At 70.3% G+C, this 16,655-nt stretch carries 13 protein-coding genes; 6 read left to right on the top strand and 7 right to left on the bottom strand.

The features are described 5' to 3' along the window. Nucleotides 1-123 precede the first annotated feature (123 nt). Nucleotides 124-1,020: an NAD(P)H-binding protein gene (locus tag ACZ5WE_RS21815; protein ID WP_467691416.1), complete on the bottom strand. Its 897-nt coding sequence runs from the start codon at nt 1,018-1,020 to the stop codon at nt 124-126. A gap of 100 nt (nt 1,021-1,120) precedes the next feature. Between ACZ5WE_RS21815 and ACZ5WE_RS21810 the strand changes: the two genes are divergently transcribed. From ACZ5WE_RS21810 to ACZ5WE_RS21795, 4 genes are all read left to right on the top strand, one after another. Then, entirely contained in the window at nt 1,121-1,987 is an 867-nt protein-coding gene (locus ACZ5WE_RS21810; protein ID WP_467691414.1) for an AraC family transcriptional regulator, read from the top strand. 156 nt (nt 1,988-2,143) lie between these two features. Then, nucleotides 2,144-3,676: a hypothetical protein gene (locus tag ACZ5WE_RS21805; protein ID WP_467691413.1), complete on the top strand. Its 1,533-nt coding sequence runs from the start codon at nt 2,144-2,146 to the stop codon at nt 3,674-3,676. Nucleotides 3,677-3,820: 144 nt separating this feature from the next. Continuing rightward, entirely contained in the window at nt 3,821-4,762 is a 942-nt protein-coding gene (locus ACZ5WE_RS21800; RefSeq protein ID WP_467691411.1) for a M28 family metallopeptidase, read from the top strand. Between the two features lie 127 nt (nt 4,763-4,889). Next, nucleotides 4,890-5,483, top strand: a complete 594-nt coding sequence (locus tag ACZ5WE_RS21795; protein ID WP_467691409.1) for a flavodoxin family protein — start codon at nt 4,890-4,892, stop codon at nt 5,481-5,483. A gap of 71 nt (nt 5,484-5,554) precedes the next feature. On the opposite strand, the gene ACZ5WE_RS21790 is transcribed toward ACZ5WE_RS21795, so the two are convergent. The 5 genes from ACZ5WE_RS21790 to ACZ5WE_RS21770 form a co-directional block, all read right to left on the bottom strand. Further along, on the bottom strand, nt 5,555-6,472 hold the full coding sequence (locus tag ACZ5WE_RS21790; protein ID WP_467691408.1) for an ABC transporter permease: 918 nt from the start codon (nt 6,470-6,472) through the stop codon (nt 5,555-5,557). Then, nucleotides 6,459-7,424, bottom strand: coding sequence for an ABC transporter ATP-binding protein (locus tag ACZ5WE_RS21785; protein ID WP_467691406.1), 966 nt, complete (start codon nt 7,422-7,424; stop codon nt 6,459-6,461). The genes ACZ5WE_RS21790 and ACZ5WE_RS21785 overlap by 14 nt, the downstream gene beginning before the upstream one ends. A 90-nt stretch (nt 7,425-7,514) precedes the next feature. After that, entirely contained in the window at nt 7,515-8,834 is a 1,320-nt protein-coding gene (locus tag ACZ5WE_RS21780) for a LolA family protein (protein ID WP_467691405.1), read from the bottom strand. Nucleotides 8,835-9,094: 260 nt separating this feature from the next. Beyond that, entirely contained in the window at nt 9,095-10,081 is a 987-nt protein-coding gene (locus ACZ5WE_RS21775) for a CHRD domain-containing protein (RefSeq protein WP_467691403.1), read from the bottom strand. A 242-nt stretch (nt 10,082-10,323) separates the two neighbouring features. Beyond that, a complete protein-coding gene (locus ACZ5WE_RS21770; RefSeq protein WP_467691401.1) occupies nt 10,324-11,334 on the bottom strand; it encodes a polyprenyl synthetase family protein in 1,011 nt (336 codons plus the stop codon). A 253-nt stretch (nt 11,335-11,587) separates the two neighbouring features. Between ACZ5WE_RS21770 and ACZ5WE_RS21765 the strand changes: the two genes are divergently transcribed. Both ACZ5WE_RS21765 and ACZ5WE_RS21760 read left to right on the top strand, forming a co-directional pair. Further along, complete coding sequence (locus ACZ5WE_RS21765; RefSeq protein WP_467691400.1) at nt 11,588-13,102, top strand: peptide MFS transporter; 1,515 nt, start codon at nt 11,588-11,590, stop codon at nt 13,100-13,102. Between the two features lie 19 nt (nt 13,103-13,121). After that, on the top strand, nt 13,122-15,110 hold the full coding sequence (locus tag ACZ5WE_RS21760) for a CocE/NonD family hydrolase (RefSeq protein WP_467691399.1): 1,989 nt from the start codon (nt 13,122-13,124) through the stop codon (nt 15,108-15,110). 13 nt (nt 15,111-15,123) lie between these two features. Here the strand turns inward: ACZ5WE_RS21760 and ACZ5WE_RS21755 are convergent, their stop codons facing one another. After that, nucleotides 15,124-15,930, bottom strand: a complete 807-nt coding sequence (locus tag ACZ5WE_RS21755) for an HAD family hydrolase (protein ID WP_467691397.1) — start codon at nt 15,928-15,930, stop codon at nt 15,124-15,126. Between the last annotated feature and the right edge of the window lie 725 nt (nt 15,931-16,655).

The raw sequence follows: 16,655 nt of genomic DNA, 5'->3' as shown, positions 1-16,655 counted from the left end.
CGCGCAGTTCCCCGCGCCCCCTTTGGGCGCGGAGCTGCCGGCCGCCGTATTTGTCCGCCGGTCCGTCGTGGCTGAGCACGCGGTTTCCCGCGTCCCTTCCGGCGCTGGGCCGCGGGCTGTTGTTTACCTCTGTGGGCTCGTTGTGGCTGAGCGTGCCGTTTCTCGCGCCCCCTCCGCGTACACGGTGAAGTCGCGCGGCTCTCGGCCCAGTACGTCGCGTACGCCGCTCACCGGGGCCGCGTTGTAGCCGTCGGCCAGCCAGGCGAAGACGTTCGCGAGGGCTCGCGCCGGTTCCGCGGGGACATCGGCGGCGGTCAGCTCGGTCACGTACTCGTCCGCCGTGATGTGCTCGAAGCGCATCGGCCGCCCCCACGCGTCCGACAGCTCCGCGACCGCTTCGGCGAAGGTCAGTGCGCGCGGCCCGGAGAGTTCGTAGACCCGGCCCGTGTGCCCCTCCTCGGTGAGCAGTGCGGCGGCCACGTCCGCGATGTCGTCCGCGTCGATGAACGGTTCGGGCACGTCGCCGACGGGCAGCGCGAGGCGGCCTTCGCGCAGGGGCGCGGCGAAGATGTCCTCGTCGAAGTTCTGCGAGAAGTTGTTGGGGCGGATCACCGTCCAGTCGACGCCCGCCTCGCGCACCACACGCTCGGCCTCCGCCATGGACGGCTCGAAGGAGTCTCCGTACACCTCGACGCCCCGCCCGGACAGCACCACGAAGCGGCGTACGCCCGCCGCCGCCGCCCGGTCGACGAAGTCGGCGATCGGCCCGGGTTCGGGCGGGCCGACCAGGTAGAGGGCGGACACGCCTTCCAGGGCCGGGGCCCAGGTGGCGCGGTCGTACCAGTCGAAGCGGGTCTCGCCGGAGCGGGACGCCGCGCGCACGGCGTGGCCCTGCTCCCGCAGCCGGGCCACCACGCGGCGGCCTGTCTTGCCGGTGGCGCCGAGGACGAGGATGAGGGCGTCGGATGCCGGGATGTTCTTCGCGTCGCCGGCCTGGGTGTTCTTCGCGTTGTCGGTCATGGGTACAGCCAACTCCCTCGGCGGAGCTGGGCACATGGGCGCTCGTCTCACCCGCATGGGAGTACGTCCACGCGCTCGCGGCGCCGTCTACGGTGGGCGCATGGACGCTCTGGGGGATTTGCTGCGAGGGGTGCGTGCGGACGGCGCGCTGTTCAACCGCACGGTGCTGACCGGGCCTTGGGAGACCGGCCACACCGAGGGCGCGGCCCTGACGCTGATCGCGATGGTGCACGGCACGGCTCGGGTCGCCGCCGCGTCGGGTGAGCCGCGCACGCTGCGGGAGGGCGGTGCGGCCGTGGTCTGTACGACGGCGCCGTTCACGTTGGCTTCCACGGAGGACGGCTGCGAGAGCGAGCTCATCACCGGGGCCTATCAGCTGGACGGCGCGGTGGGGCGCCGCCTGATCAGCATGCTGCCGCCGCTCCTCGTGGTGCCGTCCGGCGACGACTGCCTGCCCATCCTGGAGCTGATCGCCGCGGAGGTGGCCGCGGACCGGCCGGGGCGCCAGTACGTGATGGACCGGATGCTCGACTGGATGCTGGCCTGCACCCTGCGCGACTGGTTCGACCTGCCGGACGCCTGCCCGCCCACCTGGTACCGCGCGCTCGGCGACGAGGTGGTCGGCCCCGCCCTGCACGCCATGCACGACGAGCCCTCGCGGCCCTGGACGGTGGCGTCGCTAGCCACGCGCGCGCAGGTGTCGCGCGCGGCCTTCGCCCGCAACTTCGCCGAGCTGGTCGGCAGGCCCCCGATGGCGTACCTCACCGAGTGGCGGATGACGCTCGCCGCCGAGCTGCTCGCCGAGCCGGGCGTGACAGTGGCGTCCGTGGCGGGGCAGGTCGGTTACGCCGACGCGTTCGGCTTCAGTGACGCCTTCAAGCGAACGCGGGGCGTCACACCCAGCGGCTACCGCGCCTCGCTGACCGCGGGGCGGCCGGGGCCCGGCTCGCTGCGGGCTGTGGGGTGACCGGTCGGGCGGGAGGCGCCGTCGGGCCGCGGGCGAAACACGTCGGCCCCACCTCCTGCGATTCGGGCGTCATCGTCGCTACCTTCACCCGTAAGGGAACAGAAGTGATCGAAAGCGACATGATCTGACCGAGCCTGGCGGGAGGTCGAGACCTTCGTGTCCGCGACTACGCGTGTGACCGGCCGCCTCCCGAGCCGCCTCTCCGCCCGCGGCATCCTTGGCCGCGACGACCTCCCTCTCCTCGCCGCCTGCGCCGCCTTCGCCCTCCTCTCGTCGACCCTCGTCCCCCTCACCCTGTCCCTCGGCTGGGACGAGATCGTCTACGCGAGCCGCTTCCCGCCGTACGCGCCCGCCACCCCGTTCAGCGCTCCCCGCACCCGTGGCGTCCCGCTCCTCATCTCCCCCGTGGCGACCTGGAGCGACTCGACCGCCCTGCTCAGGGTGTGGCTGACGCTGCTCTCGACCGCCGCCCTCTACCTGGGCTTTCGCCCCTGGCTGCGCGTCATCGCGCACCGTCCCGCCGCCGTGGGCGTGGCCGCCGGGCTCTACGGAAGCCTCTGGTTCGCGCTGTTCTACGCGAACGCCGCGATGCCGAACCACTACACCGCCATGGGCGTCACGGCGGCGGTCGGGCTCTTCGTCGGGGCTCGTCCCGGACGCCTCGCCCTCGCGGGGATCGCGGCCGGGCTCGCCCTCGCCGCCCTCATGCGCCCCAACGACGGCGCCGCCGTCGCCGTCCCGCTGCTCGCCGCCGCCCTGCTCGTGCCCGCCTGGCGGACAGGGGGGCGCGTACTGGCCGTGGCGGGTGGCGTCCTGGCCGGTCTGCTGCCGTGGGCCATCGAGGCGTACGTCCGCTTCGGCGGCGTACGCGAACGGCTCACCGTCGCGAGCGACGTGCAGGGCGGCCTGCGCCCCCTGGCCGCCATCGAGGCCCAATTCACCGCCCTGGACGGCCCCTTGCTCTGCAGACCGTGCGGCACCGACCAGCTCAGAATCGTGGCCGCGGAGTGGTGGATCCTGCTGCCGCTACTCGTGGCCGCCGGGCTCTGGGCCACCGGGAGGACGGTAGACGCGACGGGGCGGACAAGGCAGGGGGCCGCAGGCGCCACCCCGGAGGCGACCCGTCGCGCGCTCTGGCCGGCCGTGGCCGCCGCTGTGTGCGCGGCCCTGCCCTACTTCCTCCTCGTCCCCTACGGAGCCCCCCGCTTCCTCCTCCCCACCCACGCCCTCCTCGCGATCCCCGCCGCGCTTGGCCTCCTCGCCCTCGCCGACCGGGCGAAGCACGCCACCACCGCACAGCGCGCCGCCGCCGTCGGCCTTGCCGTCCTCCTCGTCGCTCACCTGGCGGTCCAACTCCCGCTCGCCTTCGGCAACGCCCGTATCCAAGCCGGCGCCCGCGGCGACTGGGGCCGCATCACCGACGTCCTGTACGAGAACGGGGTCCGCGCCCCCTGCCTGCTGAAGGGCAACACCTCGGTGATCCCGATCGCCTACGTCTCCGGATGTTCGGCCGCCCGCCACGGCGACAGGCGGCAGCCCGCCGCCCTGATCCTGCGCGAGAAGCCACCCCCGCGCTGGGCCCGCGACTGGCGGCGCCACCCCGTCCCGGGCACCTACGCCCCCGGCTGGACGGTGCTCGTGCCGCCGACGACCGCCCTGCGGAACGCGTCGCCCGTTATGCGCTCTTGACGCACGGTCAAGGTCACCCGCACCATCAGGCACGCCAATTCCGTTCGATGTTCATGGAATTGGTGTTCCCCCGAACTCCCGAACGCCCCGAACCTCGCGAACCCCCCACAGAACGAACGATCCAACAGAACACGGAGCCCCCACATGAAGCTCTCCGTTCCCGGTCGCGCCACGGCAGCGGCCGTCATAGCCGTCACCGGACTCTTCACCACCAGCGCGTTGTCCTCCGCGGCCCCCGCCCCCACCGCCGCCGCCCCCGACATCTCCGTGGCCAACGTCCAGGCCCACCTCTCGCAGCTGCAGTCCATCGCCGCGTCCAACGGCGGCAACCGCGCCCACGGCAGCGCGGGCTACAAAGCCTCCGTCGACTACATGAAGGGCAAGCTGGACGCAGCCGGATTCACCACCTCGCTCCAGGAGTTCACCTCCAACGGCAAGACCGGCTACAACCTCGTCGCCGACTGGCCCGGCGGCGACGCCGACCAGGTCGTCATGGCGGGCTCGCACCTCGACAGCGTCGGTTCGGGCCCCGGCATCAACGACAACGGCTCCGGTTCGGCCGCGATCCTGGAGACCGCGCTCACCGTGGCGCGCGAGCAGTACAAGCCCACCAAGCACCTGAGGTTCGCCTGGTGGGGGGCGGAGGAGCTGGGTCTCGTCGGCTCCTCGCACTACGTGGACAAGCTGCCCGCCGCCGAGCGCTCGAAGATCAAGGACTATCTGAACTTCGACATGATCGGCTCCCCGAACCCGGGCTACTTCGTCTACGACGACGACCCCGCGATCGAGAAGACCTTCAAGGACTTCTACGCCGGCCTCGACCTCACCACGGAGCCCGACGAGGAGGGCGACGGCCGCTCGGACCACGCGCCGTTCAAGGACGCGGGCATCCCGGTCGGCGGGCTGTTCAGCGGCGCCGACTACAAGAAGACCGCCGAGCAGGCCCAGAACTGGGGCGGCACCGCCGGTGAGCCGTTCGACAAGTGCTACCACTCCGCGTGCGACACGGAGTCGAACATCGACGGGACCGCGCTCAACCACAACAGCGACGCCGTGGCGCACGCGGTGTGGGGGCTCTCCGCCTGAGGGCGCCGCACCCCGGCTCGGGTACCCCCTGGACGCAATTACCTGCGCATGCATATAGTGCAGACGCAGGTAATTGTACGGCCCTGGCGGCCGTGCGCCGCCACGCCTCACACCCAGGGGGACCACCATGACCCGCAAGTTCCTGTTCGTGCTCGGCAGCGCCCGCCCCGATGGCAACACGGAGAGCCTGGCCCGCAAGGCCGCCGAGCAGCTCCCGTCGGACGTCGAGCAGCGCTGGCTGAACCTCGCCGACCACCCGCTGCCCGACTTCGAGGACCTGCGCCACGACAGCACCCGCCCCCGCGCCCGCCCCCGGCCCGTCGGCGACAACGAGGCGCTGCTCCTGGACGCCACCCTCGATGCCACGGACATCGTCATCGTCTCGCCCCTGTACTGGTACTCGCTTTCGGCCACCACCAAGCGCTACCTCGACCACTGGGACGCGTGGCTGGAGGTCCCGGAGATCGACTTCAAGAACTCTCTGAAGGGCCGCACCCTGTGGGGTGTGACGGTGCTCGCCCACAGCGAGGAGGAGGTCGCGGAGCCGCTCATCGGAACGCTGAACCACACCGCCGCCTTCTTCCCGATGCGTTTCGGCGGCGTCCTGCTCGGCAACGGCTCCCGGCCGGGCAACGTGCTCGACGACACGAATGCCCTCGCCCGCGCCAAGACGTTCTTCGCGCAGGAGCCGCCGCTCGCCCGCTACCCGTACGACAGCTGACACGCAGACCGCCGCGGGGCGCTCCGCGCGGTGATGTCCTTACGCGGTGATGTCCCCACGCGGTGATGTCCCTACGCGGTGATGTCCTTCGCCCCGAACCTCGCCCACGCCGCCGAGCCGAACAGGACCGCGTACAGGCCCTGGAGGCCGAGGTTCTTGACCAGCTCGTCCCAGTAGACGGGCTCGCGCATCAGGTCCGCGAAGGACAGCCAGTAGTGCGAGAAGAAGTACGGCTGGATGGCGTGCAGTTGGGGGATCTGGTCGAGAATCTGGATCGTGATGAGCAGGCCGACGGTCGTCGCCATCGCCGCGATGCCGCTGCTGGTCAGCGTCGAGACGAAGAGACCGAGCGCCGCCACACCGATCAGTGACGCGGCGACCACGAGGGCGATGAGCAGGGCGCGCAACAGCCCTTCGCCGAAGCCGATCCGGGTGCCGGAGATCGTGGTGACCTCGCCGACCGGGAAGAGCAACGCCCCGACGGCGAGCGCGGAGAGGGCCACGACGAGCGTCGCGACCAGGCAGAACGTCATCGCTGTCGCGTACTTGGCGAGCAGCAGGCGCGTCCGGCCCGCGGGGGCGACCAGGAGATAGCGCAGCGTCCCCGCGCTGGACTCGCCCGCGATGGAGTCGCCCGCGACGACGCCGACCGCCATGGGCAGGAAGAAGGGGAGAGTCGCGGCAAGCGCGGTGAAGACCAGGAAGAGGCCGTTGTTCGTCACCTGCGCGATGAACGCCGGGCCCCCGCCCTCACCTCCCCCGCCCATCGTCGAGCCGTCGCTGGTCTCGACCTTGACGGCGACGCCCACGAGGATCGGCACGGCGGCGAGCACGCCGAGCAGGGCGAGGGTGCGCCAGCGGCGGAAGGTGATGCCGAGCTCGCTGCGGAAGAGCCCGAAGGTCCAGATCCGCCGGACTTCCCGTGGGCCGCTCACTTCTCGTACGCCGACGGTCCCGTCCGCGGCAGGCACCGCCTCAGCCCGCGACATCGAACCCCTCCCCCGTCAGTGCCACGAACGCGTCCTCCAGCGAGGCCCGTTCGACGCCGAAGCCCCGTACTCGTACGCCCGCCCCGACCAGGGCGGCGTTCAGCTCCGCGAGGTCCGTGCCGGCCTCCGCACCCGGCGGTTCGCCCGTGACGCGTTCCTCCGCCACGACGAGATCCGTCACTCCGAGCTCCTTCAGGACGCGGACCGCGTCACCCGTGTCCGGCGTCGTCACGACAAGACGCCCCCGCGCACCGGCGGCGAGTTCGGCGACGGGACCCTGGGTGATCAGGCGGCCCTGGGCCATCACCGCGGCATGCGTACAGACCTGCTCGATCTCGTCCAGGAGGTGCGAGGAGAGAAAAACGGTCGTACCCTCCGACGCCAACTCCCTCACCAGCGCCCGGATTTCACGCATGCCCTGTGGATCGAGGCCGTTGGTCGGCTCGTCGAGTACGAGGAGCTTGCGTGGCTGGAGCAGCGCCGCCGCGAGGCCGAGGCGCTGCTTCATGCCGAGCGAGTACGCCTTCGCCTTCTTGCCCGCGGCGGCGCTCAACCCCACCCGGTCCAGGGCCGATCGAGCGCGGGCGCCGCGGGTGCGCGGGTCCGCGGTCGGGTCGGCGGCGTCGTACCGCAGGAGGTTGTCGCGGCCGGAGAGGAAGCCGTAGAGGGCAGGGCCCTCGATGAGCGCGCCCACGTGCGGGAGCACGGTGCGGGTCGCCTGCGGCATCGCGCTGCCCAGGACCCGCGCTTGGCCGGAAGTCGGCTCGATCAGGCCCATCAGCATCCGGATGGTGGTCGTCTTGCCCGAGCCGTTCGGTCCGAGGAACCCGAAGACGCTGCCCGCGGGGACGGTGAGGCTCAGGCGGTCCACGGCGAGCTGCTTGCCGTAGCGCTTGGTGAGGGCGGAGGTCTGGATGACGCTCTCCGCCGCACTGCCGCTGCTGCCCGACACCTTGCCTCCCCCGCTCGAAGTCGTGACGGCGGGTCCGAGGTACCTGTCCGGCACCTCGGACCCGCCGCTCAATCGCCTTGCCGCAGCACGCTAGTGCGCCGCGTTCGCCGCCTTCACCAGCGCGTCCTTGGTGACCGCGCCCGCGTAGACCTTGCCGTCCTCGGTGATGAGGGCGTTGATCAGGCGCGTCTTGAAGACCGTGCCCGAGCCGAAGTCGCCCGACACCTTGTCGCCGAGCGAGTCGAGGAGCCGCTGCGCGTCCGGCGGGACATCGTCGGAGCCGCCCGACGGGATGCCCTGGCCGCCCGGCAGTTCCATCTCGGCGATGGAGCTCCAGCCCTTGCCGATGACGTTCAGGCCGTTCAGGTCCTCCTCGCCCTTGAACTCCTCGCCCTTGAACTCCTTGCCCTTGAGCTCCTTGCCCGCGGAGCCCTTCAGGCCGTCCTTGAAGCCGTGCTTCTCGGCCTTGGCGTCAGCGTCTTCCGTCACCTTCGCGCCCTTGGGCGGCGTGAAGTCGAAGGTCGACGCCTCCGGCCTGTCGAAGTCGACCTTGGTGAAGCCCGCGTCGACAACCGCGCTGCCGCCGCCCGCCGGGGTGAGCGTGAACTTCAGCGGCGTACCGGTCTCGGCGTCCACGGCGACCGTGATCTGGCCGACCGTCGATCCGGACTGCTTGGGCTTGATGACCAGGCGGTAGGCGTCACGGCCCGCGACCTGCGCGGTGCCGTCCACCTTCACCGACGTCGTGTCGTCGGCCGCCTTCAGTGCTTCGTCGGCCAGTTCCCTGGGAGTGGTCGGGACGTCCTTGGGGAGGCCCTTCTTGCCGGAGTCCTTGCCGGAGTCCTTGCCAAAGTCCCCGGCCTCGCCCGCCGACTTGGAGTGGTAGACCTCGTTCGACTTGCTGTCGTACGCCCACACGTCGTCGCCGTTGTGGATCAGGCTGTACTCGGCCGCGTCGTCCAGGACGGACAGCTTCTGCTTGTCGGGGCCGTCGGCGGCGACGCGCAGCGTGTGCGTGCCGGTGGCCAGCTCCATCAGCTTGGACTGCGGGTCCGCGGCCGAGCCGTCGCCGTCCCCGCCGCCCTCGCCGCCCTCGCCGTTGCCCGGGGCGAAGCCGCCGGCCATGTCGCCGCCGAAGGACGGAAGGCCGAGGTCGGTGCTGATCTTCACGGTGCCCGAGAGCTGCTCCGTGTCCGACGCGGCGATCTTCTCGATGAGTTCCTGCGCGGTGACATCGGGCAGCTTGGGGTCGCCCGACGTGGCAAGCGCCGGGACGAGCCCGATGGTCGCCGCCGCCACCCCCGCCACCGCGACGGGAACCACGTAACGCGCCGCCTTGCGGCGGCCCGCGCGCAGCTCCCCGGTCTCCCCGGTCTCGCTGGTGTTCTGCTCCGGTTCGTACGGTGCCATTGTGTGCCCTACCTCCGTGGTCGGCGGCGGCCTTCCCAGTACGTGCGTGCGTCCACTCCGCGCCGCCATTCTCACCCGAATAGGTCAGGAGTGGTTGTTCTTGCCGGACCTTGTTGTTCTCCATACGACCAAATCGGCCAGCCAGAAGCGTCAGACCCCGGGAGCAACTCCACGTACTGCTGTGGGATGACACGGACAGGCGGCACCTCCCCCAACCAGTAGGGGATGGGCCGCACAAGCAGTCGTGCCCGACTCAGGACTCAGCGCCGCACGAACACGTAATCCGCCTTGTACGGCACGCTCGCGATGGCGCCCGGCTCGCACTCACCCGCCGGTGCGACCCCGCCCACCGTGTTCAGGCGCAGGATCTCCGCGGTGCCTGCGAGCAGCCCCCGCGGCTTTCCTGTCTGCGTTGCCGCCAGGTCGAGTTCGGGGATGTTCCGGTCGCCGTTCGGGGTCCTGGAGATCAGCTTGCCGGTGATCTGGCTGCGGTCGGGTGCGGTCCAGCGCGGGGCGCCCGAGCCGGGGGCGACGAAGTCGTGCCCGATGCCGGCGCCGAGCCGGGCGCGCACGTCACGCTGCGCGAAGGCGAACGTGCCGGAGCCGTCCTCGGCCTTCTTGCATTCGTAGATCTGTTTGCCCCGGACCACGGGCGTCTGGAAGTTGGCCGCCGCGTCGCGGAAGTCGAAGTCCGTGGTCACCTCGTGGAGCTGGCCGCGTACCGCGCCGCCGGGGAACTGGGCGGTGTGCAGGTTGGCGTAGAAGCCGCCGGGGTTCGCCTTCAACTGCTTGAGCAGCGCCGCGTCGTCGACCTTGACCGTGCCCGTGACGCGGTTGGCCCTGCCGCCACCCTTGCCGTTGCCCTTGCCGTTGCCGTTGCCGTTGCCGTTGCCGTTGCCCTGGCCGAGCAGCTCAGTGAAGTCGATCTTGACGCTGCCGTTGGTGCCCTTGGCGCCCTGGTGGATGTGGAGGGCGGTGGGCCTGCCGGTCCCGCGCCACTTGACCGTGACCGACACCTTGTCGCCCTTGACCTCGATGAACTCCAGCGCCCGGCCGCCCCTGTCGCCCACCGCGGGGCCGCCCCGCACGGACACCTCGTTCACGCCGTTCATGCTCGCCGCGAAGATCGCCCCGCCGGTGTCACCGCCACTGTGCGCGGCTGCGGGCGGCGCCGCCAACGCCACGCCCGCCGCGGCGACCACGGCAGCAGAGCCGAAGGCGCCGAGAGTGCCCCGAGTGCTCATCATCCGAAACTCCCCGTACCCGAGCCGACGCCCCACTGCGTCGGCTTCCGGGCATAGGTACGCAATGACTCCGATCCCGGACTCAATCCAGGGCCGAGCAGGAGAATGTGACCTCAGTCACACACGGTCGGTCACACACGGTCGGTCACACACGGTCGGTCACACACGGTCGGTCACACCCGGTCGGTCACACCCGGTCGGTCACACCCGGCCGGTCACACCCGGCCGGTCACACCCGGCCGGTCTCAGCCCGCCCGGTGCACCACCAGGTCGCAGAGCTCGACGAGCGCCGCCTTCGCGTCGCAGTCCCGCAGCGGCGCGAGGGTGTCCCGCGCCTCCTCCGCATACCGCACGGTGTCCTTGCGCGCCTGCTCAAGGGCAGGGTGGACCCGCAGCCGCGCCAGCGCCTCCGCATGCCGCGCGTCGTCCGTCAGGTCCGAGTCCAGGAGCTCGCACAGGGCGATGTCCTCGGAGAGCCCGAGCTTCGCCACCCGCTCGCGCAGGCGCAGGACCGGAAGGGTGGGGATGCCTTCACGGAGGTCAGTGCCCGGGGTCTTGCCGGACTCGCGCGAGTCGGACGCGATGTCCAGTACGTCGTCGGCGAGCTGGAAGGCGACGCCGAGCCGCTCGCCGTACTGGGTCAGGACGTCCACGACGGTCTCGTCGGCGCCCGACATCATGGCGCCGAAACGACACGCCACAGCGACGAGCGAGCCGGTCTTGCCGCCGAGCACGTCGAGGTAGTGGTCGACCGGGTCGCGGCCCTCGCTCGGGCCCGCCGTCTCCAGGATCTGGCCGGTCACCAGGCGTTCGAACGCCTCTGCCTGGATGCGGACGGCGTCCGGGCCGAGGTCGGCCAGGATGTACGAGGCGCGGGCGAACAGGAAATCACCCGTGAGGACGGCGACGGAGTTGCCCCAGCGCTGGTTGGCGCTCTCGACCCCGCGGCGCACGTCCGCCTCGTCCATCACGTCGTCGTGGTAGAGCGTCGCGAGGTGCGTGAGCTCGACGACGACGGCGGAGGGCACGATCCCCGGTGCGTACGGATCGCCGAACTGCGAGGCGAGCGTCACGAGGAGCGGCCTGAACCGCTTGCCGCCCGCGCGCACCAGATGCTGAGCAGCCTCCGTGATGAAGGGGACCCCGCTCTTGGTGGCGTCGAGCAGACCTTCCTCGACGGCCACCAATCCGGCCTGGACATCGGCTTCGAGAGCCTGGTCCCGCACGCTGAGGCCGAAGGGCCCGACGACGGTCACGAGGGGTTCTCCTGTCTGCTGACGATCACAAGTCGGTCACTCAGTCGATCATCACTCGGTCGATCTTTGCGTGATGATCGCTTCGATGACACGGTTTGTCGATGTGTCGCTGCCATCACTCAAGTCAGCGTATCCGGTCGCCTTTCGATCACAGTGGGCACCCGCCTGTGCAATGCCGCCCAGGCGACGTGCGGTGACCACCGGTATGTTCTTGATCAGCTGATACGTCCGAGAACTACCGGGAGCAGAACCTTTGTCCCGCACTGAGCCCGACACCGAACCGCCCGCGGAGCCGCCGACGGAGCCACCGCCCGGTGACGACCACGCCTTCTTCGGGCAGCCGCGCGGCCTGCTCACCCTGTCGGGTCTCGAGGTCTGGGAGCGTTTCTCGTTCCTCGGCATGCAGGCCATCCTCGTCCTGTACTTCGCGGACTCCGTCGCGAACGACGGAATGGGCATGGATTCCGGAACCGCCGCCTCGGTGTCGGCGGCGTACGGAACGCTCGTCTATCTCGTGTCGGTGGCGGGCGGCTGGCTCGCCGACCGCATCCTCGGTTCGTACCGCGCGGTCCTGTGGGGCGGCATCCTCATCGCCTGCGGCCACTACTCGATGGCCGTCCCGACGGCGACGATGACCTGGGTGGGCCTCGGCCTGATCAGCGCGGGCACCGGCCTGCTCAAGCCGAACGTCGCCTCTATGGTCGGCAAGCTCTACCGCACCGACGACGACCGGCGTGACGCGGGCTTCGCGCTGTATTACATGGGCATCAACATCGGCGCCTTCGCGGGACCGCTGATCACCGGCTGGCTCGGCGACCACAAGGGCTGGCACTGGGGCTTCTCCGCGGCCGCGATCGGCATGACCTTCGGCCTGATCCAGTACGTCCTCGGCCGTCGTCACCTCGCCGGACGCAAGGCGTCGGCAGAGTTCGCGCTGCCCAAGGACGCGATGCGCCGCGCGGTCGTCCTGATCGTCGTGGGCATCCTCGCCTTCGCCGCTCTCGCGGGTGTGCTCGCCGCCGTCGGCTGGCTGACGATGGACCGCTTCGTCGACCTGCTCACCGTCGTCTCGGTGATCGCGCCCATCGTCTACTTCGTGGTCATGTTCCGCAGCCCACGGGTGACGTCCGAGGAACGCGGCCGTCTCAAGCCGTACGTGGTGCTCTTCCTCGCCTCGGTCGTCTTCAACTTCATCCTCTTCCAGGCGTACTCGACGATGATCCTGCTCGCGTCGACGAACGCCGAGACCGCGATCTTCGGCTTCACCTTCCCCGCCAGCTGGTACGCCTCCGCGCTCGGCGCCTTCGAGGTCGCGCTCGCCCCCGTCGTCGCCGCGGTCTGGGCCCGGATGGGCCACAGCCAGCCGCACGCCTCCAACAAGATCGCGTTCGGCGTGATCCTGGGCGGCCTGTCGTTCCTCCTGATGGTCCTTCCCACCTCCGGGCACGGCGACGACACGTACAAGATGGCGGTCTGGTGGATCGTCGGCTCGTACCTGCTGCTCGGCCTCGGCGACATCCTCGTGGAGACCTCCGGCATGTCCGCCACGACGAAGCTCGCCCCCCAGGCCTTCGCCAGCCAGACCATGGCCCTCTGGTTCCTCTCGCTCGCCCTCGCCAACGGCATCCAGGCGCAGGTCGTGAAGTTGTACGGAGAGGTCTCCAACCCGGCGTACTTCGGCGTGAACGGCGCGATCGCGGTGGCCGCCGGTGTCGTCGTCATCCTGCTCGCCCCGTGGCTGCGCCGCACCATGCACCCCGTCCACTGAGGACACTGAGGTTCCCCCCATGCAGATTCGCACTTCCTTCCCGTACGAGACCACCCGCGAGGACGTCCAAGTACCCCTCCCGGACGGGACCAAGCTGTACGCGCGCATCTGGCGCCCGGTGACGGACGAACCCGTCCCCGCGCTCCTGGAGTACCTCCCCTACCGGCTGAGCGACTGGACAGCGCCGCGCGACTTCCAGCGCCACCCCTGGTACGCGGGCCATGGCTACGCCTCCGTGCGCGTGGACGTGCGGGGCCACGGCAACTCGGAGGGCATGCCGGGCGACGAGTACGACGCCGTGGAGCTTGCCGACGGGGTGGCGGTCGTCAACTGGCTCGCCGCGCAGCCCTGGTGCTCCGGCAAGGTGGGCATGTTCGGCATCTCCTGGGGCGGCTTCAACTCCCTCCAGATCGCGGCCCTGGCGCCCGAGCCGCTCAAAGCGATCATCACGGTCTGCTCCGCGGACGACCGTTATGACAACGACGTGCACTACATGGGTGGTTCCGTCCTGGCCGTGGACATGCACGCGTGGGCGGCGACGATGCTCGCCTTCGTCTCCCGCCCCCCGGACCCGCTGTTCGTCGGCGACCGCTGGCGGGAGATGTGGCTGAGCCGCCTCGAAGCCGTGGACCCCTTCATCCACACCTGGCTCGACCACCAGACCCGGGACGCCTACTGGCAGCACGGCAGCGTCTGCGAGGACTACTCGGCGATCAACGCGGCGGTGCTCGCGGTGGGCGGCTTCCACGACCCCTACCGGGACACGGTCCTGCGCCTGGTCGAGCATCTGCCGGGAGATGTACGGGGGTTGATCGGCCCGTGGTCGCACCAGTACCCGGACCGTGGCCTTCCGCCGGGCCCGGCGATCGGTTTCCTCCAGGAAACACTGCGCTGGTGGGACCACCACCTGAAGGGCATCGACAACGACGTGATGTCCGAGCCGAAGCTCCGCTCCTGGATCAGCGAATCCCACCCGCCGGCGACGGTCTACCCGGAGCTGCCGGGCGGCTGGGTGGGTGACCCCTCCTGGCCGTCCCCGAACGTCACCCCGACCGCGTACGCCCTCCAGGGCACCCCGCTGATCGTGAACTCCCCCCAGCACACGGGCCTGGACGCGGGCCGCTACTTCCCCTTCGGCAACGACGCCGACCTGCCGCCGGACCAGCGGGACGAGGACGCGAAGTCGGCGTGCTTCGAGTTCGAGGTCCCCTCGGCCGTACGCATCCTGGGCCGCCCCAAGGTGACGCTGCGCCTGACGATGGACGCCCCGTCCGGCCAGGCGATCGCGCGGGTGTGCGACGTGGCCCCGGACGGTTCGTCGACGCTCGTGACGCGGGGTGTCCTGAACCTCTCCTCGCGCAACGGCAGGGACAGGGTGGACCCGTGGCCGGTGGGAGAGACGGAAGATGTCACCTTCGAACTGAACGCGATCGGCCACACGTTCCCGCCGGGGCACCGCATCCGGCTCGCGGTGTCGTCGGCGTACTGGCCGTGGATCTGGCCGCAGGCGGACTCGGCGGGCTTCGTCCTTGACCCGGCGGGCAGCGCGCTGGAACTTCCAGTGCGGGAGGGCGAACTGGACCCCTCGATCACCTTCTCCGCCCCTGAGCAGTCGGAACCGCTCGGGGTCGTCCACCCCTCGACCCTCGACGAACTGCGCCCCGAGCGCCTGGTCGTACGCGACGTGGCGAAGGGCGAATGGCGCATGGAGGTGGACCCGCGCTACGGCGGTACGCGGGTCTACCCCGACGGCCTCGAATTCACCGAGGACGCGGTGGAGACGTACACGATCAACGAGTCCGATCCCCTCAGCGCCCGCACCCGCTCCGACTGGACGATCCGCCTGCACCGCCCGGAAATGGCGTGGGACGTATCGATCAACTCCCGCTCCGAGATCACGTGCGACGCGACGGACTTCATCACGTCGAACGAGGTGGTGTGCAAGGACGGCGACGAGGTCGTCTTCCACCGCACCTGGGAGAAGCGCATCCCGAGGACGGCGGGCTAGCGAGCTTCCTTTTCTACTGGAACAACCGTTCAAGCACGACGGCCACCCCATCATCCTCATTGGACGAAGTCACCTCATCGGCGGCCGACTTGAGGTCCGGGTGGGCGTTGGCCATGGCGACGCCGCGGGCCGCCCACACGAACATCGGCACGTCATTGGGCATGTCCCCAAAAGCGATGGTGTCGTGCGCCGCCATCCCGAGCCGCTCGGCGGCGAGGGCGAGCCCGGTCGCCTTCGTCACCCCACGCGGCTGGAGTTCGACGGTGCCGGGGCCGGACATGGTGACGGTGGCGAGGGGCCCGACCGCATCGCGCGCGACAGCGGCCAACTCGTCGTCGGTCAACTCGGGATGGCGCAGCAGCACCTTGCTGATGGGCTCCGCCCAGAGCGCGTCGCGCCCCCGCACGCGCACGGCCGGCAGGGTGGGGTGCGGCATGAGATATCCGGGCTCGATGAGGGTGAGCCCGTCCACGCCGTCCTGGTCCACGGCGGCGTAGACCTGCCCCACCTCCGCCTCGATCTTCCCGAGCGCGGCCTCGGCGAGCTCGCGGTCGAGCGTCACGGACCAGATCATGCGGTCGGCCCCGGAGTCGTACAACTGCGCCCCCTGCCCACACACGGCGAGGCCCCCGCTCCCCAGATCGTCGAGGAGCGGCTTCACCCGTGGGGCGGGCCGCCCGGTCACCACCAGGTGATGCGCCCCCACCGCCGCCGTCGCCGCCAGCACGGCCAACGACCGGTCGGAGACGGTGTCGTCGCCGCGCAGCAGCGTTCCGTCCAGGTCAGTGGCGATGAGTGAATATGCAAGGGGGGCAGCCATGATCCAGAGAATACGGATCCCGGGCGATGCCGAAAGCAACGTCACAAGAGCTGTGACGAGCGGAGTGCGCTGGTCGCACAACCGGCGCTCGCGGGATTCACCGGGACGTGTCGCCAAGAACGGCCGCCACGGCAGCACTTGCCCCTTTCCCTCGCCCCGGGAGATGCCGCACCGCACGAGTTCCTCGCACCCCTGAGCGACACCATGAGCGACACCATGCTGGAGTACTACCGCGAGTTGCCGGACGTCATGGTGGAGCTCTTCGGGATGCCACGGGGGCGGAGGCGGCCGCGAGGATCGATGAGCGGTACGCGATGCCGGACGCGGACGCGTCGGAGCACGAGATCACGGGCCACGAGCTCCCCGAGTCGCGGGCCTGCGGCCTCTACTACTAGCGCGACACCGGGGGTCGCTGCCCTACAGGTGACAAGGAAGCCGACGAGGCCATCGACTTCACCACCTTGGAACACTGGCCCGCACCGCCGCAGGATTCGCCGGCCTGGACGTACGTATCTGGTAACCAATCCCCCTCGACCACCCTCCCCATCAGCAAACCTAGTAACTTTGCACCCCGCACTGAGCAGGTAGCGGGGGACGCATGACGGGGGTTGCGGGATGGCGGGGAATCGGCCGGCGGATTGGCATGTCCTGGACCTGGACAAGGACCCAACCCCCGGAGATCCGGACCGGGTTCGGAACCTGGCCAAAAACCTGCATGACTTCGC

It is taken from the genome of Streptomyces sp. NPDC033180, from assembly GCF_055577645.1.
Note: the sequence above shows the minus strand (reverse complement) of the source record. Positions and strands in the feature narration are given on the sequence as shown.